Source organism: Thiemannella venezuelensis, from assembly GCF_014203605.1.
Classification (GTDB): domain Bacteria; phylum Actinomycetota; class Actinomycetes; order Streptosporangiales; family Streptosporangiaceae; genus Planomonospora_A; species Planomonospora_A venezuelensis.
This window is the reverse complement of sequence record NZ_JACHJJ010000018.1, coordinates 40,111-59,915: the sequence shown is the minus strand read 5'-3', so window position 1 is coordinate 59,915 and position 19,805 is coordinate 40,111. Positions and strand designations below refer to the sequence as shown.

Below are 19,805 nucleotides of genomic sequence, written 5' to 3'. Positions count from 1 at the left end.
GATGGCCAGTGACACGCTCACCTACTGGGACGCCTGCCGGCGCGGCGAGCTGCTCGTCCAGCGCTGTACGGCCTGCGCCCGGCGGGTGCACCTGCCCGCTCCCGAGTGCCCCCGCTGCGGCGGCGCCGACCTCGTCTACGAACCCGTCTCGGGCCACGGCGCCGTGCACACGTTCACCGTGGTCCACCGCTCCTTCGTCCCGGAGTTCCGGGGGCGGGAGCCGTACGTGCTGGCCTGGATCGACCTGCCCGAAGGGGTGCGCGCGTTCGGGCAGGTGGTGGGGTGCCCGCCCGAACGGGTGCGGATCGGCATGCCGGTGCGCGTGACCTTCGCCGACGACCTACCCCAGTGGAGACCAGCGTGAGCAAGCTCGGCAACGTCCTCGTCCCCGTCGACGACCTGGAGGCGGCGATCGCCTTCTACTCCGGCGCGCTCGGGCTGGCGGTCAGGTTCCGCGACGGCGACCGGTTCGCGGCCCTGGACGGCGGGGGCGCCACGGTCGCGCTCGTCTCGGCCGCCGAGCAGGTCGCCGGGGCCGCCACCGCGCCGTCCTACAAGGTCGGCGACGTGGCGCTGGCCGTACGGGAGCTCGCGGGGGCGGGAGCCGAGGTCGTGCGCGAGCCCGAGACCGGGCCGCACGAGATCCGCGCCGTGCTGCGCGACCCGTCGGGCAACGCCTTCGTCCTCTACTCGTCCCGCCGGCCGTAGCCGGCACCCGCTCCCTCCCCCACCCGCAAGCCGACCGGAGGCCACCATGGCGCGATCCCCCTACGGCAACTACGCCTACGCCATCCTCACCGCGGGCGCCCTGCGCACCCCGGACCGGGTGGCGCTCACCTACTGCGGCACGCAGAGCTTCACCTACGAGGAGCTGAACCGGGTCGTCAACCGGCGCGTCCACGCGCTGGCCGAGGCCGGGGTCGGACCGGGGCGCCGGGTGGCGGCGCTGCTCAACGAGACACTGCACGTGGCCGAGGTCTACCTGGCGGCGGCCAAACTGGGCGCGGTCACCGCGGCGCTCAACCCGTACTGGCCGGTGGAGACGCTCCAGGCGGTCGTCGCCGCCTCCGGAGCGACCGCGTTCGTCTACGACTCGACGGTCGAGCAGGTCGTCGCGCAGATCCGGCCGGAACTGCCCGGGATCACCACCTGGATCAAGGTCGGCGGCCCCGGCGACGACGCGGTGGACCTGGACGCGCTGAGCACCGGAGCCGCCGAGGAGGAGCCCGTGCCCGGCGCGTCCGGCGACGACCCGCTGGCGCTCTACTACACCTCCGGCACCACAGGCCTGCCCAAGGCCGTGGTGCACACCCACGCCTCGGCCCTGGCCACCGCGCAGATCTGGCTGGACGTGCCGCGCTCGGAGGAGTCGGTGCTCGGCACCGGCGCGATCATCTGGGGCATCGGCTTCCCCGCCCTGGTCGGACCCGCCCTCTACGCCGGGATGCGGCTGGTGCTGGAGCAGGACTGGGGACCGGCGAACTTCCTGAAGGTCGTCCCGCGCGAGAGGGTCACGCACGTCTCGCAGATCCCGTCGTTCTACGCGGCGCTGCTCGGCTCCGACGAGCACGCCTCCGCCGACCTGTCCTCGCTGCGGGTCATCATGCTCGGCGGCGAGCCGCTCCCGGCCGCCCTGCTGGCCAGGATGAAGGAGCGGCTGCCGGAGGCGGGCGTCTACTGCTACTACGGCCAGACCGAGGCCCCCTACACCTGCTTCGGCCGGGTCGACGACGGCAGCACGCCGCTGGGCTCCTCCGGCCGGGCCCGCACCGGCAACGCCGTACGGATCACCGGCCCGGACGGCCGCCGCCTGGTCGGCGAGACCGGCGAGATCAACCTGGCGGGACCGCACCGGATGGCCGGGTACGACGGGCTGCCCGACAAGACCGCCGAGGTCCTGCGCGGCGAGTGGTACGTCGGCGGGGACCTGGGCGTGCTCTCAGCGGACGGGAACCTGACCGTGCTCGGCCGCCGCGAGGACGCCGTCCTCAAGGGCGGCGCGTGGTCGCAGCCGTCGGCGATCGAGGAGGCCGCGGTGGCCCTCGACGACGTGGCGGAGGCCGGGGCGGTGGGCGTGCCCGCGCACGTCGAGGGCGCCGACGCCGCCGAGCAGAGGATCCTGCTCGCGGTGGTCCCCCGGGCCGGGCACTCGCTCGACCCGTCGAAGCTCGCGCTCGCGCTGGCCGAGTCGCTCCCCGCGCACCAGCGGCCGGACCGCATCGTGGTCGCCGAGGAGCTCCCCCACTTCCAGGACGCCTCGGGCGGGCCGGGGAAGCTGCTCCGCCGCGAGATCCGCGAGAAGTACCGGCACCTGATCGGCTGACCGTCCCGCAACGGCCCGGCCGGGCCCCGATCCGCCGGGAGAGAGGACCGTATGATCCCCGAGCACGAGGTCAAGGCGCTGCTGCGCGAGGCCGGGGTGGCGGTGCCGCGCGGCGCCGCGGTGGCCGTCCCCCGTGAGGCCCTCGCCGCACCGCGGAACGCCGGGGCGGCGGCCGGCGCCGGGGGCGGGACCGGTGCGCGGGGCGAGGCCGTGGCCGCCGCGGTCGCCGGGGCGGCCCGGGAGCTGGTCCCCCCGCTCGTCCTCAAGGCCTACGGGCCCGGTCTGGTGCACAAGTCGGACGCCGGCGCGGTACGGCTGGCACTCGGCGGCGCGGCCGAGGCCGGCACCGCGGCGGCCGGGATGCTGGAGTCGCTCCTCGCCCAGGGCATCACGCCCGGCGGGTTCCTCGTCGAGGAGCAGGCCGCGCCCGGGGTCGAGCTGATCGTCGGCGTCGTGGACGACCCCGGGTTCGGGCCGGTGCTGCTGGCCGGACTCGGCGGCGTCTGGACCGAGGCCGTGCGCGACACGGCCCTGCGCCTGTGCCCGGTGTCGGAGGGCGACGCCCGGGAGATGCTGGCCTCGCTGCGCGGCTCGTCCCTGCTGCACGGTTACCGGGGCCGCCCGGCCGCGGACGTGGACGCCCTGGTGGAGCTGCTGCTCACGGTCGGCGGGGCGGGCGGTCTCTGGGAGCGCCTGGAGCTCGGCGAGTTCGAGCTCAACCCGGTGATCGCCACCGAGAAGGGCGTCATCGCGGTCGACGCCCGCTACCTGCCCGCCGGTCCACCGGACGGCGGACCGGCCGCCGTCCGGCCCCGCCGCCATGCAGGTCCCCCCGGCTCCGCCCAGGACCCCCGCGGCGGCCGGACGGGCGGCGGGCCGGGGACGGACTTCACGGCGTTGTTCGAACCCCGGGCGGTGGCCGTGGTGGGCGCGTCCACGAGCAGGCCGAACTTCGGCAACATGTTCCTGGAGTTCTACAAGGCCACCGGGGTGCCGCTGGTGGCGGTGCACCCGGAGGCCGGCGAGATCGGCGGGGTGCCCGCGGTGCCGTCGCTGGCCGAGGCCGACGCCGACTACGCGCTGGTCGCCGTACCCGCCGGGCGGTGCGCCGAGGTCGTACGGCAGGCCCGCGGCATCCCGTTCGTCCAGGTGATGAGCGGCGGGTTCGGCGAGGCCGGGCATCCGGAGCTGGAGGCCGAGCTCGTGCGGGCCGCCGGGGAGGCCGGGTCCCGGCTGCTCGGGCCGAACTGCATGGGCGTCTACAGCCCGCGCGGCGGTCAGACGTTCGTCGGCGGCGAGCAGGGGCCCGCGGGCCGCATCGCGCTGGTCTCGCAGAGCGGCGGGCTGGCCGGGGAGGTCGTCAAGGTCGGCGAGCGGCGCGGGCTGGCGTTCAGCCGGGTGGCGACGGTGGGCAACGCCGCCGACGTGACCCCCGCCGAGCTGCTGCGCTGGCTGGCCGCCGACGAGCACACCTCGGCCGTCGGCATGTACCTGGAGGACCCCAGGGGCGGGCGGGCCCTGTTCGAGGCGCTGATGTCGGTGCGCGGCCGCCTGCCGGTAGTGCTGCTGGTCGGCGGGCGGAGCGGCCAGGGCCGCCGCGCCGCCGCCTCCCACACCGGAGGCATGGTGGGCGACGCCCGGATCTGGCGCTCCCTCGCCGACCAGGCCCGCGCCGCCCTCGTCACCGGTCAGGACGACCTGATCGGCGCCCTGTCCTTCTTCCAGGCCCACGCCGCCCGCCTGTCCGCCCCCGGAGGCGGCGCCGGGGTGCTGGTGATCGGGCCGAGCGGAGGGGCCAGCGTGCTGGCCGCGGACGTGTTCGACGGCGCCGGGCTCTCGCTGGACGCGCTGCCGCAGGAGGCGCTGGAGGGGCTGGGGGCCCTCGGGATCGGGGTGGGCAGCTCGCTCGCCAACCCGCTGGAGATCCCGGTCGGCCCGCGGGGACGGCCGGACCTCGTGCGGGAGGCCGTCGCGGCGATCGTGGCGCGGCGGCCCTACCCGGACGTCGTGGCCCACGTCAACGTGCAGAGCTTCTTCACCTACGGGACCTCGGCCGACCCCCTGTACGCCTACGCGCGCGCCCTGGCCCGGGCGCAGGAGGAACTGCCCGGGGTCAGGATCACCCTGGTCACCCGGAACGGCGAGTGCGCGCCGTACGGGGTCGAGGACGAGGTCCGGGAGATCGCGGCCGGGGCCGGGATCCCCGTCTACCGGTCGATGGAGGCCGCGGCGGTGGCCGTCGCCGCCGCCCGGCGTTTCATGTCGGCCACCTGAATCACCACGGCACACGAGGAGCTTCGAGATGGGTCTGCTGGACGGCAAGGTCGCGCTGGTCACCGGGGGCGCGCGGGGCATGGGCGCGGCGCATGTCCGGTTGTTCCTCGCCGAGGGCGCGCGGGTCGCCTTCGGCGACGTGCTGGACGAGGAGGGCAAGGCGCTCGCCGAGGAGACGGGGGCGCTCTTCGTCCACCACGACGTGACGGACCCCGGGGAGTGGGAGCGGGCGGTGGGCGCCGCGGTCGAGGCGTACGGCAGGCTCGACGTCCTGGTCAACAACGCCGGAATCCTGAAATTCCGTCGTATCGCGGACATGACGCTGGAGGAGTACGACCGGATCCTGGACGTGAACCTCAAGGGCACCTGGCTCGGGATCAAGTCCGTGATCGAGCCGATGAAGGCGGCCGGCCGCGGCTCGATCGTGAACATCTCCTCGGTCGAGGGCTTCATCGGCGCCGAGGGCATGTCCGCCTACGCCGCCTCCAAGTTCGGCGTGCGCGGCGTGACCAAGGCGGCCGCCCGCGAGCTCGCCCGCTTCAAGATCCGGGTGAACTCCGTGCACCCGGGCGCCATCAACACCTCGATGGTCGCGGACCCGGAGATCACGGCCGAGGTGGACGCCGAGGCCTTCATCAAGTCCATGGTCATCAAGCGCTTCGCCCAGCCAGTCGAGGTCTCGCACGTGGTGGCGTTCCTGGCCTCGGACCGGTCGAGCTACTGCACCGGGAGCGAGTTCACGGTCGACGGGGGCATGCTCACCGGCGCCGGCTACTGACACCGCCGGAGACTCCGCGGCGGGCAGGCGTTTACCCCCGCGCGCCCGGGGAAGGCGCGGTGGATGTTACGGACGACTGTCACGGCCGTAGCTCTGTTCACCGGGCTGCTCGCCGTACCTCCCGAATCCCCGCCGCCTCCCCCGGCGCCTCCCGCCCATCCGTGTGCCGCCGCCGCGCAGCGGTGCGAGGGCCGGATCCAGGTTCCGCTCGACTGGAGCGACCCCGGATCGGAGCGGATCGAGGTCGCCTTCGCCTGGGTGCCCAGGAAGGGCGCCACCTCCACCGTCCTCGCCAACCCCGGGGGCCCGCTGCCGGCCCTGCCGATGCTCCCCACGCTGGAACGCACGGTCGACCGGCAGAACCTGCTGGTCGTCGAGCCGCGCGGGCTGGGCGCGTCCAGCCCGCTCGACTGCCCCGGACTGGACCTCGGCCGTCCGGAGACCATCACCGCGTGCGCCGCCCGTCTGGGCCCGCGCAGCCGGTTCTTCACCACCGACCAGGCCGTCGCCGACATGGACGCGGTCAGGAGGGCCCTGGGCCTGTCCGAGGTGACGTTCTACGGCATCTCCTACGGCACCCTGTTCGCCCAGGCCTACGCCGCCCGCTTTCCCGGCAGCACCGCCGGGGTGTTCCTCGACAGCGTCGTCCCGGTGGGCAGGGACGGCTACGCGATCGAGCCCGTCCGGGCCCGGACCGACCTGCTGGAGCTGACCTGCCGCTCGTCCCGCGACTGCGCGGCGACCTGGTCGGCGCTCGTCCGGCGGCTGCGTGACCGGCCGGACCCGGCGATCTCCATGCCGACGTTGCAGGGCATGCTGCCCCGCCTCTACGAGCCGGTGTTCGGCCGCGAGCTCAACGCGGCCGCCGCGGCCTACCTGCGCGGCGACCCGCTGCCGCTGCGCCGCCTGGCCGAGGCCGCCGCCGCGGCCCCGGTCCCGCCGCTGCGCGGGCCCGGCTTCGCCGGCCTGCTCTCCTACAAGTGCGGTGACGCGAGGTTCCCGTTCGACCGGGACGCCCCGGCCGCCGAGCGCGAGCGCCAACTGGAGCGTTTCTACGCGAAGAAGCGGCCCATGAGGCCGTTCACCGTCGCCGAACTGGGCGGATCGACCGGGTGGGCCGACTGGTGCGTCCACTGGCCCACGCCCCGCGACAACCCGCCGGTCCCGCCCCGCGCCGATCACCCCGACGTGCCGACCGCGACCGTCGCCGGGGACTACGACACCCACCGTCCCGACGAGGTCGCCCGGTACTTCCCGCACGGCGACCTGATCCGTGTCGCCGGCGGCGGCCACAGCACGACGCTCGGCACGGACTGCGCCCGCCGGGCGCTGCGGTCGTTCCTCGCCCGGACCGGCGCGCTCCCCCGCTCCTGCGACGTGTCGAGCTACCGTGCGCTCAGGTCGTTCCCCCGGACGGCGGAGGATCTTCCGGACGCCGGGGACCTCGACCGGCGCGTCGTCGCCGCGTTCGCCACCGCCGCCGACGCGCTGGTCCGGCGCGACCCGGGATCGGGGTCGTACCGGCGGCTGACGGAGGAGCCCGGCCTGCGCGGCGGGAGGCTGGTCTTCGACGACAAGGCCGCGACGATCCGCCTCGAGGAGGTGCGCTTCGTGAACGATCTGACGGTGAGCGGCCAGGTCGTCCTGAACCCGGACGGTACGGCCACCGCCCGGCTGACCGCCGGCGGCGCCGAGACCGTCCTGTCCTGGCCCGCGTTCCGCCCGCTGGACCCCGTCCCCGTCTCCGGCAGTTTCGGCGGCCGGCCCTTCACCGCGCGGATCCCCGTCTGAGACCCCGGGACCCGTGAGCCCCCGAGACCCGGCGGAGGGCCCGTGCTCCGGGCCTCCGCCGGACCTCCTCGTGGCATGCGGTCTCCCGTCACGCCGGACGTCCCCCGGACGGCGGCCTCCCGCGCGGGAAGGATCGGCGCGCCCGCCCGTCACACCGGGCGCTGCTGCTCGATCCAGGCGGACGGGGTGATGAACAGGCCGGTCGCCTCGACGAGCACGGTCCCGCCGGGCAGCGCGATGCGCCCGTCGACCCAGTTCTTGCGCCCCTCCGACCGGGTGTGCTCGGCGGTGGCCAGCAGCGGCTCGCCGTACGGCACCCGCCCGCGGTAGCGGATGGTGAGGGTCCCGGTCATCCCGGGGAAACCGGCCACCGCCACGGCCTGGCCCAGCAGGTGGTCGAGGATCATCGCGCTGACGCCGCCGTGGACCGTGCCGGGCGGGCCCTCGTGGGTCGGCCGGAAGCTCAGCTCGGCGCGGACCGTCCGCTCCGGGGTGGTCTCGATGACCAGCGGGAGCGCGTGCGGGTTGGCCGAGCCGGTCACCGCGTTGCCCGCGTGACGGGGGACGCCGTCGGGGCCGAGCTCGAACGACCGCGGTGTGGCACGCCGGAGCGCGTGCAGGCGATCGGTCAGGGCGGCCAGCTCTGCGGTGACGGCGGTGATCTCGCTTTCCGCGACGTCCGTGAGCACGACCGCGTCGACCAGGTCCCGGACCTGCCCGCTGAGCGCGGACAGCGCGGCGAGCTTTGCTTCGGCGTCCTCTTCGTCCTCTGCGGGGGCGAGTTCGATCGTCATGGACCTATATTAGAACTACGTTCTACAGAACGCCGTTCTGGCGAGGGCCGGGGCGGCGAGGGTCGGTAGATCTTTTAGGCCTGAGGGGTTTAAGGATAAAAATCCCCTAAAGGCCACTGACGTGGGTTTTTATCCCTCTTCTCCGCCTCTGCAGCACCTTCATGAGGGCTTTGGCCTGTCTTGACCCGCTTTTGGGCCCAGGTAGCCTCCCTGCCCACGGAAGACACCTGTCCAATGGCGCCGCCGCATGCGTCCCTGCCGTCCCGGCCGGCCCGCGTGAACGCGCCATCGTTCGACCCGATCTCCGACAGCCCGGTCGCGGGGCGGCGCGACCATGCTCCACGGCTGCCGGAGGTCCCCACTTCCCATGATCCCTGAGATGCAGAAGTTCATCGAGCTGCTGGAGAGCCAGCTCGGATACGCCGAGAAGAGCAACGGCTACACCAAGTTCGGCGACTGGTACGGCAGCAGCGTCGAGTTCGACGCGGACTACTCCGCGGCGCCGTGGTGCGACATGTACCTGTCGTGGGCGGCCAAGAAGCTCGGCTACGAGGACTGGATCGGCCAGTTCGCCTACACGGTGTACCACGCCGAGTGGTTCCGGGAGCAGGGCGCCTGGGGCACCACGCCCAAGCCCGGAGCCATCGTGTTCTTCGACTGGGGCGGCTCGGACGCGATCGGCGGCATCGACCACGTCGGGATCGTCACCAAGGTGGAGGGCCGGACCATCCACACCATCGAGGGCAACATCGACGGCGGCGTCGCCAAGCGCAAGGAGCGCGACACGGGCAAGGTCGTCGGCTACGGCTACCCCGAGAAGATCAAGGCCCGGCTGGACAAGGAGGCGGCCGAGAAGCAGGTGATCATCAACTCCATCGTCACCTCCGCCACCGCGCCGCCGGAGAACTTCGTCTCACTGTCCCCCCAGCCCGATCTGCTCTCCATGATCCCCGCCCTCGTCCCCGCGGAGCCGGAGACCGGCAAGACCGAGAAGGCCGCCCCCTCGGAGACGGCGGCCGCGCCCGCCCGGAAGTCCACCACCGGGAAGGCCGCATCCAAGCCCGCGTCCGGGAAGACCACCGCGACCGCCGAAAGCCCCGGCACCGCGACCCCCGGCACCGCGACCTCAGGCACCGGGACCCCCGAGGCCGCCCCCTCGGCCGCCGCCCGGCCCCAGGCCTCCGCCGGACGCGCCACGCCGGGCAAGCACGCCAAGCCCGCGACCGCCGACACGGACTCCTTCGCCGCCGTCCCCGCGGCGGCCGCCCGCGACCTGGCCACCAGCGTTCCCGAACTCGGCTCCCCGGCCGTGCTCGCACCGGTCCTGCTCGCCGCCCTCGCGATCATCGCCCACGCCAAGGTCAAGCAATCCGGTCTGCGGCTGGCCCTGGCGGGAGGCAGGCGGGACCCCGAAGACACCGAGGCCGCCGGGCGCCCGTCCCGCCGCGCCGGCTCGCACCGCTCCGCCCCGGGCCGCCGCCGCGCCCCCGGCCGCCGCCGCGTCACCCGCGGCACCCCCGCCGCCCGCGAGGCCTTCACCGCCCAGAGCGCCGTCCTCACCCGGGAGTCCTTCGCCACGCAGGACTTCTCCCTCGACCGGGAGGGCACCGCCGCCCGGGAGCTCCCCACCCGAGAGGCCCCCGCCGTCCGCGGTCTTCTCCCCGTCCACGGCCTTCTCCCCGTCCGGGAGACCCCCACGGCCCGCGGGCCCGCCCCGCAGGAGGCTCCTGCGGCCGCAGAGCTCTCCGCCCCGCAGGCGTCCCCCGCCGCCCGGGAGTTCCCCGCCGAACGATCCCAGCCCCCCTACCAGGGCAGGCGCCGCCTCCGGGAGCGTCCGGTCGTGGAGTCCTCCACCTTCGCCCAGGACACTCCCCTGCGGGGCCGCCGCCACCGCCGGACCGAGTCCTCCACCTTCGCCCAGGACGCACCGCTCCGCGGCCGCCGCCACCGCCGGACCGAGTCCTCCACCTTCGCCCAGGACACTCCCCCGCGGGGCCGCCGCCACCGCGATCCCGAACCCGCCGTCAGCACGACCGTCCCCTCCTCGCCCCTTCCCGTCGTGCCCCGCCCCGCCGCCCCCCGCCCTGCGGCGCCCGGAGACGTCCCGGCCCCCGGCGGCACCCCGGTTCCCGGTGGGTACCGGGGCCGCCGCCACAAGCAGGCGGTGCCCGCCCGGGTCGGGTGACCGGCTCGCCGTCCCCCGGCACACGCGGGCGGTCCGGGCGCAACGTCTTGTCCGCGACGACCGCTCCCGGGATGCACCTCAACGGTGAGGCGTGGCGTCCCCGGTCAGGGAAGGTGGTCGGCGGCGAAGGCCTCGAGGGCGGTGACGGCGTCGCGGCTGCGGCGCCAGGGCCGGACGATCATCCGGTCGACGCCGAGCCTCTCCCACTCCGGTACCTCGGCCGGGCCGGCGAGCTCGTAGGCGTGGACGGTGACCGAGAACGGACGGCCTCCGGCGTCCCCGGAGCCGGCCCCTCCCTCCGGGCGGGTCCCGTCGCGGAGCGCCGCGAGCCGGTCGAGCTGGGGACGGACCGAGGCCAGGGAGTGCGGCATGCTGATCCAGCCGTCGCAGAGCCGCGCCGCGCGGCGCAGCGCGGCGCCCGACTCGCCCCCGGCGAGGATCGGCAGCCGCTCCTGGACCGGCTTGGGCTCGAAGGCCACCTCGGGGAAGTCGTAGAAGCGGCCCGCGTGCGCGACGACCGGCTCCGACCAGAGCCGCCGGGTCACCTCGATCGCCTCGTCCAGCCGCGGTCCCCGGGTGGTGAAGTCCACCCCGGCCGCCCGCCACTCCCCCTCGTACCATCCGGCGCCGACCCCGCAGACCGCCCGGCCGCCGGAGACCCGGTCGAGGGTCGCGAAGGCCCGCGCCGAGACGAACGGGTGCCGCAGGGCGTAGAGGTGGACGGCGGTGCCGAGCCGTACGCGCGAGGTCAGGCCGGCGAGCCAGCACAGGTAGGCGGGGGCGTCGAACAGAGGGGTTCCCGGTGAGATGCCGGGTTCGTCGGTCCCGGGATAGACGGCCAGCGAGAGGTCGGTGGCGAAGACCAGGTGCTCGGGGAGCCAGACCGACTCGAACCCCAGCTCGTCCGCCGCGACCGCGACGTCCTTCCACGCGTCGGGATGGATCAGCCCGAGCGGCACCCCGAACTTCATGTGCACCTCCGGTTTCCCACTTAACCAACCTAGCGCACGCTTGGTATCCTCGTACAGGACAGCGGACCCACGGGAGGCGGACCGGATGCTGCAGGGGAAGATCGCCGTCATCACCGGGGCGGGGCCCGGCCTCGGCCGGACGCTGACCCGGCTGATGACCGCCGAGGGCGCCACCGTCGTGGCCGCCGCCCGGACCGCCGCCACCGTCGAGAAGATCGCCGCCGAGCTCCCCGGCACGCTCGCCTTCCCCGCCGACGTCACCAGCCCCGCGGACGTCCGGGCCCTCGCCGCCGCGGTCACCGAGCGCTTCGGCCGCCTGGACGTCCTGGTCAACGCCGCCTTCCCGGGCACCCACCGCAGGAACGTCCTGGACATGTCCCCCGCCGACCTGGCCTCCTGGCGCGCGGCGGTCGACATCGGCGCGTACGGCACGCTGCTCGCCTGCCGCTTCCTGGCCCCCCTGATGGTCGAGCGGGGCGAGGGCTCGATCGTGAACGTGACCTCCATGTCCTCCCGCAAGGGCTACGCGGGCCGCAGCGACTTCGCGGCCGGCAAGGCCGCCGCCCACCTGCTCTCCCACTGCCTGGCCGACGAGCTCGGCCCGTACGGCGTGCGGGTCAACTGCGTGGCCCCCGGCTGGATCGCCAGCGAGGTCCTCGACGACTGGATGCGCTCCCGCGCCGCCGCCGAGGGCGTCGCCTACGAGGACATCCTGGCCCGCGACCTGAGCGCGATGGCCCTGCGCCGGATCGCCACCGAGGAGGACGTCGCCCGCGCGGTCGTCTTCCTCGCCTCCGACCGGTCCCGCTCCATCACCGGCGCCACCCTCGACGTCAACGCCGGCCAGCTCTTCACCTGAACACCCGCCGCGGACCTGCGGCCCTCCGGACCGCCCCGCTGGAGTGTCCCGCACCTACCCGCCCCGCCCACACGTCCCGCACCTACCCGCCCCGCCCTCCGTTTTCCGCCCTCCCGCGGGTTCGCGGAGTCGCATTCGGACGCGCTCCAGAACCCGGCGCACGCGGTGGTCACCCGACTCCACTTCGCACACCGGCATGACCGCGACGTGCCGCCCTTCGACCCGGATCCGGACCGAGCTCCGAAGTCCGCTCACCAGCCGCACGCGGAACCGTCCTGAGATCCCCCGCCACTCCATCTCCCCTTCGACCCGGGGATCCGGGTCCACGAATCCGTAATAGCCGTAGGCCGAACTCCACCGCTGCCCGTAGAGCCCTTCGATCGCGTCCGACAGGCGGTCGAGATTGGCCGGTTCGTCCAGAACACCCAGATCGACGACCGTGACCGGGACCGGGACTCCCTGGAGTGACGCGGCCGCGAGGCCTTCCACCTGGTAGCGGACATGACGCAGAGCGGAGAAGAGCATGTCCGCATCGATCTTCTCCCATGTGCGGATCCGTCCTGCGACGTCGAGCGCCCTCATCCGCTCGATCTCGGCGTCGACATCGCTCCACAGGGCCTCGAACTCCACCCTCGGCTGAACGCCCGCCGCCGCCGTGATACGCCGGAACATCCTCCACGACGGCTCTCTCGACCCTCGTTCGTACGCCGACAAGGTGCCCTGGGCGATCCGCGCCTTCCCGGCCAGCTCCTGCTGGGAGAGAGCGGCCGACTCACGGAGCCCTCGCAGCAGGGTGCCGAGGGTCTCGCCAGGGGCGTCGCCGGAGTCGTCATCAAGGTCGTTGAGCACGGTCCCATCGTGGGCCGGCGCGGCCCTTCTCTTCACCCGCGAACCGGATTCTGTGGATAACCGGCGACGGCCCTCGGAGTCCAGGCCCACCGAGGAGAGACGTCCCGTTTCCCGGGGATTGCTGAGAGCAATGAATACTGCTCTCAGCAATCCCCGGGAAAGAAGTCCCCTCCTCCAGCGCCCTTCCGCCGCCCTCTGCCGTGATGTCACGCACGCGCGCCGGCGCCCGCATCAGGCGGCGTTCAGTGCCGCCGGCTCGTCACGCGGCAGCCCTGGGTCTGCGTCCGCTGACGACCTGCCCGGCAGGAGACGCCGGTTCTCGATCATCCGCTGACGGCCGGGGGACCTCCATCGCCCGGCGGTGAATCCCTGCTCCGGCTCGTCCGGGCGGCGGTCGCCGCGACCGATGCGGCCCCTCAGCCGAGGTAGGCGGCGCGGACGGCGGGATCGTCGCGGATCTCGGCCGGGGTGCCGACGGCGATGACCTTGCCGAGGTCCAGGACGACGAGACGGTCGCAGACGTCCATGACGAAGCCCATGTCGTGCTCGACCAGCAGCGTCGTGGTGTGCAGGGAGCGGACGACCTCCCCCAGGCGGACGGTCTGGTCGGCGTCGAGGCCGGAGGTCGGTTCGTCGAGCAGGAGCAGCGAGGGGCCGTCGGCCAGGGCGCGGGCCAGCTCGACCAGGCGGCGCCGTCCGACGGGGAGTGAGGCCGCGTAGGCGTCGCGCAGTTCGGCGAGTCCGCACAGGGCGAGCACCTCCTCCACCCGCCGTCTGCGCTCGCGCTCCAGCCCCCGCCGGGCCGGCCAGCCGACCAGGTCCGCGAGCAGGCCCCCGCCGCCCCCGCGCCACTCCATCGCCGCCAGCACGTTGTCGGCCACGGTGAGGCGGCCGAAAACCTGGGTCCGCTGGAAGGTACGGCGCAGCCCGGCGCGCGCCCGCCGCAGCGCCGGGACGGCCGTGACGTCCCGGCCCGCGACCGAGACGGAGCCCGAGTCCGGCCTGCGCAGCCCGGAGACGACGTCGAACAGCGTGGTCTTGCCCGCGCCGTTGGGCCCGATCACCCCGCAGATCTGCCCCTCGGGCACCTCGAACGAGACGTCGCTGAGCGCGCGGACGCCGCCGAAGGACACCGAGACCGCCTCGACCGCCAGGGCCGCGCCCGGCTCACCGTTCGCATCCGTGACCACTCCGGCTCCCACACCCGCTCCCGTCCCCGCGCCGCCGTTCACGCCTCCCGCACCCGCTCCCGAACCGTCCGTGTCGCCGATCCGGCCGTTCACCCTCCCGGTGCCGTCCGCACCCGTACCCGTCCGGCCGCCCATGTCAGGAGACCCCCAGGTAGGCGGCGGTGAGCCGGGTGTCGTCCACCTCGGCGCGCGGGCCGGTCCAGGTGACCCGGCCCAGACGCATGAAGGCGACCCGGTCGGCCAGCTCCAGCGCGGCGGTGGCCTTCTCCTCCACCAGCAGCAGCGCGACCCCGCGCTCCCGCAGCTCGGCGAAGACCGCGAAGACCTGCTCCACGACCAGCGGGGCCAGGCCGAGCGAGGGCTCGTCGGCGATCAGCACCCGGGGCGGTCTGACCAGCGCCGGGGCGAGGGTGAGCAGTTGCTGCTCCCCGCCGGACAGGGCGCCCGCGGCGATCCCCCGGCGCCGGGCGAGCTGGGGCATGCGCTCGTAGACGGGATCGGGGTCGGCCAGCCAGGTCCGCAGGTTCTCCTCGACCGTCAGGCCGGGGAAGACGCCGCGCCCCTCGGGGGCGAGCAGCACGCCCTGCCGGGCACGGCGGTGCGCGGGCCAGGCGGTGACGTCCACCCCGTCCAGGAGCACCCGCCCGGCCGCCACCGGCAGGTCTCCGGCCGCCACCGCGCAGGTCGTGGACTTGCCGGCGCCGTTGGCCCCGAGCAGCGCCACCACCTCGCCGGGCCGTACCGTCAGGTCCACCCCGCGCAGCACGGTCACGTCGCCGTATCCGGCGACCACCTTCTCCATCTGGAAGAGCACGTCCGGCGCGGCCTCCGCCCCCTTCCCGCCCGGACCGGCCGGGACCGCTCCGGTGCGGGCCGTTCCGTTGCGCCTCTCCCCGACCGGCGGCCCCCCGGTCAGCGCATCCCCGGGCACCGCATCCCCGGGCACCGCATCCCCGGGCACTGCATCCCCGAGCAGCGGACCCCCGGGCCCGGCCGTCCCGGCGGGCGCTTCCCCGGCCCGGACGGCCTCGGCCTGGATGGCGGCCGCCCGGTCGCGCGCGAGCCGGCGCTGCCGGCGCCGGTAGCGGCCCTCGGCCAGCTGGGCGAGCACGCCGTCGGGATGCTTGGCCAGGATCATGCCGCCGGTCCCGAACAGGATCGCGCCGACGTGCGCGGAGACGTGCCAGGTGGCCAGCAGCTCCGGGAAGATCGCCGCGATGAGGCCGCCGAGCACGGCCCCGCCGATCCGGCGGACACCCTGCAGGACCACGACGGCCAGCCAGACGAACCCCGCGAAGGCGGGCAGGTCCGTGGCGGTCACCGAGCCCTTGAAGGTGGCGAACAGCACGCCGCCCAGTCCCGCGATCCCCGACGCCAGCGCGAACAGCATGATCTTGGTGCGGGGGGCGGAGATTCCCGAGGTCGTCGCGGCGGCGGGGGCCGAGCGCACGGCCAGGACGGCCCGGCCCGAGGCCGAGCGCTCCAGGTTCCGCACCAGCAGGCCGACCAGTCCGATCAGGGCGAGCAGGAGCACGACCCGGACGCGCGGGTCGGTGGTGTCGGCGAAGCCGAGGCCGAGCGCGGGCAGCGGCCAGCCGATGGTGCCGTTGCTGAACGCGTCGATCTGGAAGAGCACCTGGTCGGCGAGGAGCGCCAGGGCGAGCGTGGCCAGGGTCAGGATCCGCCCGCCCAGCCGGAGCGCGGGCAGCGCGACGAGTACGCCCACCGCGGTGGCGCCCAGCACGCCGAGGCCGATCGCCACCGGGAAGGGCAGCCCGGAGGAGAACGCCCACCCGCAGGTGAGCGCGGCCATCGCCGCGAAGGAGGCCTGAGCGAGGTTGACCATGCCGCCGATGCCGGTGACCACCACGAACGAGCAGAAGATCAGCGCCAGGACCAGGCCCTGGGCCACCACGCCCACGTAGAAGTCGTCGGCGGAGCGGGTCAGGGTCCAGCCGAGCAGGACCGCCAGGGCCGCGGCCCAGGGCAGCCGCCGCCGCCAGGCGGGCAGGTCGGCCAGGTGGTCGGGGGGCGGCGCGTCCTCGGCGGCGGAGCCGGCGACCCGGTCCCTGGACCGGTTGAGCAGGATCAGGCCGGCGAACAGCAGGATCACCGGGACCGCCGTGCGCAGGCCGGTGACGTCCTCGGCGAAGTCGGCGTACCCGGCGACCAGGTTCTGCACCACGCCGAGCCCGAGCCCGGCCGCGAACGTCACCGGGATGGAGCGCAGCCGCCCGAACACCGCGGCGGTCGCCGAGACGAACAGCATCACGGTGAACGCCGTGGAGTCCAGCCCCAGGGTCGAGACCGCGAGCACCCCGGCCAGCCCGGCGAGCGTGGAGCCGAGCATCCAGGCCAGCGCCGAGGAGGCGTCGGCGTCGATGCCCCGCAGGGTCGCCAGCCTCCGGCGGTCGACCGAGGCGCGCATCCGCAGGCCGTACGGGGTGTGCCGCATGAAGGCCCAGAGCCCGGCGGCGGCCAGCGCCGCGAAGACGAAGGTGATGATCTGGTCGGAGTCGAGGCGGATGCCGCCGACGTCGACGTTGACCGGCGGGTACGGTCCCAGCCCGTGCGGGAGCGCGGTCGCGTCGGCGCGCGGCAGCCCGAACGGCTCGGCGACCAGGTCCACGATCCAGAGCCCGAGCGCGGGCAGCGCGATCGTCAGGCCGATGGTCCCGACGATCTGCGCGGTCTCCCCCGCACGGGCCAGCCCACGGAACATGGACCGGTGCAGCACGTATCCGAGCAGCGGTGAGAACACCAGCACCGCGGCCGCCCCGGACAGCCAGGCGGGCAGGCCGAGCCCGACGTTGAGCTCGAAGAACAGCAGCGCGGCCAGGAAGCCGACCGCCCCGTGGGCGAAGTTGAACACGCCCGTCGCCGCGTAGGAGAGGGTCAGCCCCGAGGCCATGACCGCGAAGACGGCCCCGGTGACGAGGCCGCTGACGATGTACCCGACAAGCTCCGGCAAGGGTCCTCACTCCGAACGTTCGCGCCTGGTACGCCGGCCGGATCCCCGCCGGATCCCGGTCCGTGCGGCGGGGGCCGGGGCCGTCCTCCGACGACCCCGGCCGCCCGCGTCATGCCGCTCACGTGGCCCGCCAGCTCGTGAGCGGCACGTCCTCGGGCCGCTACTTCAGCGGCACGTTCTCGAAGCACTTCATGTTCTTGGCGACCTTGAAGGCGCCGCCCTCCAGCGTGACCAGGGCCCCGCAGCCGTTGGGCTCGTCGTGGTCCCTGGGGTACCGGATCCTGCCGAACCCGGCGTTCTCGTAGGAGAACGAGCCGTTGGCGGTGGCCAGGAACCTCTCCCTGGTCAGCTCCTTGCCGGTCTGCTCCAGGACCTTCAGGAAAATGTCCGCCGACCAGTAGCCGATGGCCAGGTGCTGGGTGAGCACGGTGCCCGGGGCGACCTTCTCCACGTCGGCCTTGAGCTGGGCTATCTCCGGCGCGCCGGACTCGAACGGCTCGAACATCGGGGCCGCGATCACGCCCTCCAGCGCCTGTGCGGTGGCCGGGTCCTTCAGGATGGCCGCGTCGTAGCTGGTCGCGTCGGTGAGCAGGCCCTTGTACCCGGCCTTCTTCAGCGCCGAGTAGAGGCCGACGTTGAACTTGGTCCCGGCGATGATCGAGACCACCACGTCCGGGGCCTTCCCGCCGTCCGCGGCCATGATCTTGTTGACGTAGGGCAGCCAGTCGGGCGGCGGGGCCGCGGCGGGCAGGCCGGAGTTGATCCCCACGATCTCGAAGCCCGCGGCCTCGAAGGACTGCGAGATGGTCTTGCCTCCGTACTTGCTCCCGCTGGAGTCGGTGGTCTGGACGTAGACCGTCTTGCCCTCGGAGCCGCCGACCAGTTCGGCCATCTGGTTGCCCCACCAGGTCTGCGAGCCCGCGCCCGGCTTGGGGGCCAGGCAGCCGTTGTAGCCGAAGCCCGTCTTCGTCCCGCACCACTGCGGGCCGGTCGCCCAGCCGAACCAGGGCACGCCCTGCTGCTCCAGGAAGACCGCCCCGCCGAAGTTGGGCCCGTGCACCGGGACCAGTGCGAAGACCTTGTCCTTCTGGACCAGTTTCTTGGCCGCCGCGTCGCCCTTGGCGGCGTCCTGGCCGTCGTCCTCCGCCCCGACGAACTCGATCTTCCGGCCGTGCACGCCGCCGGCGTCGTTGGCCCGCTGGAACCGGGCCTTGGCCCCGATCTCGGCGTCCTTGGTGGAGTAGCCGCTCGCACTGGTCTTGGTGAGCACGCCGCCCACCCTGATCGCGGTGTCGGTCACCCCGGCCGTCCCGCCGGAGTCGCCCCCGCCCGCGGCCCTCTGCTCGGCCGCGCAGCCCGCGGCGGCGAGCGCCGCCGCGGCCACCAGGCCGATGAGTCGTACTGCCCGCCGTCTCATAGGTCACTCCCTGCCGCGTCCGTACGGCCACGCCCGCCCGGGTATTTGGCCTAGCGCTCGCTTGGTTTTCGTCAGCGTAGATTTGGCCGATCCGGAGTGTCAATGGAGCGTTACCGGAGCGTTGCGCCCGGCCCGGATACCAAGCAATTGCTTGCTTTAACCAGTCGGCCGGGCTAGCGTGCGGAAAACGGGGCGGGCCCGCGTGCCGGGGCTCCGGGCAGGCCCGGGACGGGTCCTTTCACGTGACGGGAGCGGACTGATGTTGATGCGTGCGGCCGTACTCACCGGATTCGACAGGCCGCTCCAGGTCCGCGAAGTAGAGATCGCCGACCCCGGCCCCGGCGAGGTCCGCGTGCGGATCAGGGCCTCGGGGGTGTGCGGCTCCGACATCAAGGCGCTCGGCGGCAAGAGCCCGGTCGTGCGGGAGCTCCCCTACGTCCTCGGCCACGAGAGCGCCGGGGTCGTGGAGAGCGTCGGCGCGGGCGTGACGAGCGTGCGCCCGGGCGACCATGTGATCATCGCGATGAACGGCCCCTGCGGCCGGTGCCGCAACTGCGGGGCGGGCCGCTTCCACCTGTGCTCGGGCCGGGCGCGGACGGCCACCATCATGGGCACCATGCGCGACGGCTCCACCCGGATCACGGTGGACGGCGCCGCCGCCCGGACGATGATCGGCATCGGCTCCTTCGCCGAGTACGCCGTCGTCAACGAGCCGATGTGCGTGAAGATCGCCAAGGACGCGCCGTTCGACACCATGTGCCTGCTGGCCTGCGGCGTGATCACGGGGGTCGGGGCGGTGCTGAACGTGGCGCGGGTGACGCCGGGCTCCAGCGTCCTGGTGGCCGGCTGCGGCGGCGTCGGGCTGAACGTCGTCCAGGGCGCCGTGCTGGCCGGGGCGACCACGATCATCGCCGCCGACGTGGCCGAGCCCAAGCTCAAGCTGGCCCGGGAGTTCGGCGCCACCCACACGCTCCTCTCCGCCGACCTGCCGGAGCAGGTCGGCGGGATCGTCCGGGGCGGCGTGGACTACGCCTTCGACGTCACCGGTGTGCCCGGCGTGCTGGCCGCCGCCTTCGCCTCGACCCAGCCCGGCGGCACGACCGTGATGGTCGGCAGCCCGCCCCAGGGGCAGCCGATCTCCGTCGAGCCCGGCCTGCTGTTCGCCTCCCGCCGCCTGGTGGGCACCCAGGGCGGGGACGCCGCCCCGGTCCGGGACCTGCCCATGCTCGCCGAGCAGTACCTGCGCGGCCGCCTCGACCTGGACCGCCTGGTCAGCGAGCGCGTCCCGCTCGAGGAGATCAACGAGGCCGTCCGCCACGTCCGCGAGGGCGCGGTGGCCCGCAGCGTCGTCGTCTTCGACTGAGACCGGCCGGGCGGCGCCCAGGACACCGGCGGCATGCGGT

15 protein-coding genes are annotated in these 19,805 nt (G+C 74.1%); 9 read left to right on the top strand and 6 right to left on the bottom strand.

From position 1 onward, the window contains the following. Position 1: 1 nt before the first annotated feature. The 6 genes from FHS22_RS24230 (at position 2) to FHS22_RS24205 (ending at position 7,166) form a co-directional block, all read left to right on the top strand. Positions 2-364, top strand: coding sequence for a Zn-ribbon domain-containing OB-fold protein (locus tag FHS22_RS24230; protein ID WP_184945163.1), 363 nt, complete (start codon positions 2-4; stop codon positions 362-364). After that, positions 361-708 (top strand): VOC family protein, encoded by a 348-nt coding sequence (locus FHS22_RS24225; protein ID WP_184945161.1) that lies wholly within the window; start codon positions 361-363, stop codon positions 706-708. The genes FHS22_RS24230 and FHS22_RS24225 overlap by 4 nt, the downstream gene beginning before the upstream one ends. A 46-nt stretch (positions 709-754) precedes the next feature. Then, entirely contained in the window at positions 755-2,323 is a 1,569-nt protein-coding gene (locus FHS22_RS24220) for a class I adenylate-forming enzyme family protein (RefSeq protein WP_184945159.1), read from the top strand. A 51-nt stretch (positions 2,324-2,374) separates the two neighbouring features. Then, on the top strand, positions 2,375-4,597 hold the full coding sequence (locus FHS22_RS24215; RefSeq protein WP_184945158.1) for an acetate--CoA ligase family protein: 2,223 nt from the start codon (positions 2,375-2,377) through the stop codon (positions 4,595-4,597). 28 nt (positions 4,598-4,625) lie between these two features. Next, positions 4,626-5,375 carry a glucose 1-dehydrogenase gene (locus FHS22_RS24210; protein WP_184945156.1) on the top strand — a complete coding sequence of 250 codons (750 nt, stop codon included), beginning with the start codon at positions 4,626-4,628 and terminating at the stop codon, positions 5,373-5,375. A 63-nt stretch (positions 5,376-5,438) separates the two neighbouring features. Continuing rightward, a complete protein-coding gene (locus FHS22_RS24205; protein ID WP_184945154.1) occupies positions 5,439-7,166 on the top strand; it encodes an alpha/beta hydrolase in 1,728 nt (575 codons plus the stop codon). Between the two features lie 149 nt (positions 7,167-7,315). On the opposite strand, the gene FHS22_RS24200 is transcribed toward FHS22_RS24205, so the two are convergent. Further along, positions 7,316-7,960: a PaaI family thioesterase gene (locus FHS22_RS24200; RefSeq protein WP_184945153.1), complete on the bottom strand. Its 645-nt coding sequence runs from the start codon at positions 7,958-7,960 to the stop codon at positions 7,316-7,318. Between the two features lie 379 nt (positions 7,961-8,339). Between FHS22_RS24200 and FHS22_RS24195 the strand changes: the two genes are divergently transcribed. Then, positions 8,340-10,145: a CHAP domain-containing protein gene (locus FHS22_RS24195; protein WP_184945151.1), complete on the top strand. Its 1,806-nt coding sequence runs from the start codon at positions 8,340-8,342 to the stop codon at positions 10,143-10,145. Between the two features lie 104 nt (positions 10,146-10,249). Here the strand turns inward: FHS22_RS24195 and FHS22_RS24190 are convergent, their stop codons facing one another. Next, positions 10,250-11,116 (bottom strand): TIGR03619 family F420-dependent LLM class oxidoreductase, encoded by an 867-nt coding sequence (locus tag FHS22_RS24190; RefSeq protein WP_184945149.1) that lies wholly within the window; start codon positions 11,114-11,116, stop codon positions 10,250-10,252. A gap of 85 nt (positions 11,117-11,201) precedes the next feature. On the opposite strand from FHS22_RS24190, the gene FHS22_RS24185 reads away from it, so the two are divergent. Next, entirely contained in the window at positions 11,202-11,975 is a 774-nt protein-coding gene (locus tag FHS22_RS24185) for an SDR family oxidoreductase (RefSeq protein WP_184945147.1), read from the top strand. A 54-nt stretch (positions 11,976-12,029) separates the two neighbouring features. On the opposite strand, the gene FHS22_RS24180 is transcribed toward FHS22_RS24185, so the two are convergent. The 4 genes from FHS22_RS24180 to FHS22_RS24165 all read right to left on the bottom strand — a co-directional run bounded on the left by FHS22_RS24180 (position 12,030) and on the right by FHS22_RS24165 (position 18,402). Beyond that, positions 12,030-12,824, bottom strand: a complete 795-nt coding sequence (locus FHS22_RS24180; RefSeq protein WP_184945145.1) for a helix-turn-helix domain-containing protein — start codon at positions 12,822-12,824, stop codon at positions 12,030-12,032. Positions 12,825-13,240: 416 nt separating this feature from the next. Continuing rightward, complete coding sequence (locus FHS22_RS24175) at positions 13,241-14,014, bottom strand: ABC transporter ATP-binding protein (protein ID WP_338047911.1); 774 nt, start codon at positions 14,012-14,014, stop codon at positions 13,241-13,243. Between the two features lie 136 nt (positions 14,015-14,150). Next, on the bottom strand, positions 14,151-16,985 hold the full coding sequence (locus FHS22_RS24170) for an ABC transporter permease subunit (protein ID WP_184945142.1): 2,835 nt from the start codon (positions 16,983-16,985) through the stop codon (positions 14,151-14,153). Between the two features lie 160 nt (positions 16,986-17,145). Beyond that, the gene (locus FHS22_RS24165) at positions 17,146-18,402 is read right to left on the bottom strand and encodes an ABC transporter substrate-binding protein (RefSeq protein WP_184945140.1); all 1,257 of its coding nucleotides are present in this window, start codon (positions 18,400-18,402) and stop codon (positions 17,146-17,148) included. 259 nt (positions 18,403-18,661) lie between these two features. Here FHS22_RS24165 and FHS22_RS24160 point away from each other — a divergent pair, with 259 nt between their 5' ends. Continuing rightward, positions 18,662-19,765, top strand: coding sequence for an alcohol dehydrogenase catalytic domain-containing protein (locus FHS22_RS24160; RefSeq protein WP_184945138.1), 1,104 nt, complete (start codon positions 18,662-18,664; stop codon positions 19,763-19,765). Positions 19,766-19,805: the final 40 nt, after the last annotated feature.

What these genes read in the sequence shown, in the direction of transcription:
- FHS22_RS24185 (WP_184945147.1), top strand. Translation starts at nt 11,202, where the DNA reads ATGCTGCAGGGGAAGATCGCCGTCATCACCGGGGCGGGGCCCGGCCTC.
- FHS22_RS24215 (WP_184945158.1), top strand. Translation starts at nt 2,375, where the DNA reads ATGATCCCCGAGCACGAGGTCAAGGCGCTGCTGCGCGAGGCCGGGGTG.
- FHS22_RS24205 (WP_184945154.1), top strand. Translation starts at nt 5,439, where the DNA reads ATGTTACGGACGACTGTCACGGCCGTAGCTCTGTTCACCGGGCTGCTC.
- FHS22_RS24195 (WP_184945151.1), top strand. Translation starts at nt 8,340, where the DNA reads ATGCAGAAGTTCATCGAGCTGCTGGAGAGCCAGCTCGGATACGCCGAG.
- FHS22_RS24160 (WP_184945138.1), top strand. Translation starts at nt 18,662, where the DNA reads ATGTTGATGCGTGCGGCCGTACTCACCGGATTCGACAGGCCGCTCCAG.
- FHS22_RS24220 (WP_184945159.1), top strand. Translation starts at nt 755, where the DNA reads ATGGCGCGATCCCCCTACGGCAACTACGCCTACGCCATCCTCACCGCG.
- FHS22_RS24190 (WP_184945149.1), bottom strand. Translation starts at nt 11,116, where the DNA reads ATGAAGTTCGGGGTGCCGCTCGGGCTGATCCATCCCGACGCGTGGAAG.
- FHS22_RS24165 (WP_184945140.1), bottom strand. Translation starts at nt 18,402, where the DNA reads ATGAGACGGCGGGCAGTACGACTCATCGGCCTGGTGGCCGCGGCGGCG.
- FHS22_RS24230 (WP_184945163.1), top strand. Translation starts at nt 2, where the DNA reads ATGGCCAGTGACACGCTCACCTACTGGGACGCCTGCCGGCGCGGCGAG.
- FHS22_RS24200 (WP_184945153.1), bottom strand. Translation starts at nt 7,960, where the DNA reads ATGACGATCGAACTCGCCCCCGCAGAGGACGAAGAGGACGCCGAAGCA.
- FHS22_RS24210 (WP_184945156.1), top strand. Translation starts at nt 4,626, where the DNA reads ATGGGTCTGCTGGACGGCAAGGTCGCGCTGGTCACCGGGGGCGCGCGG.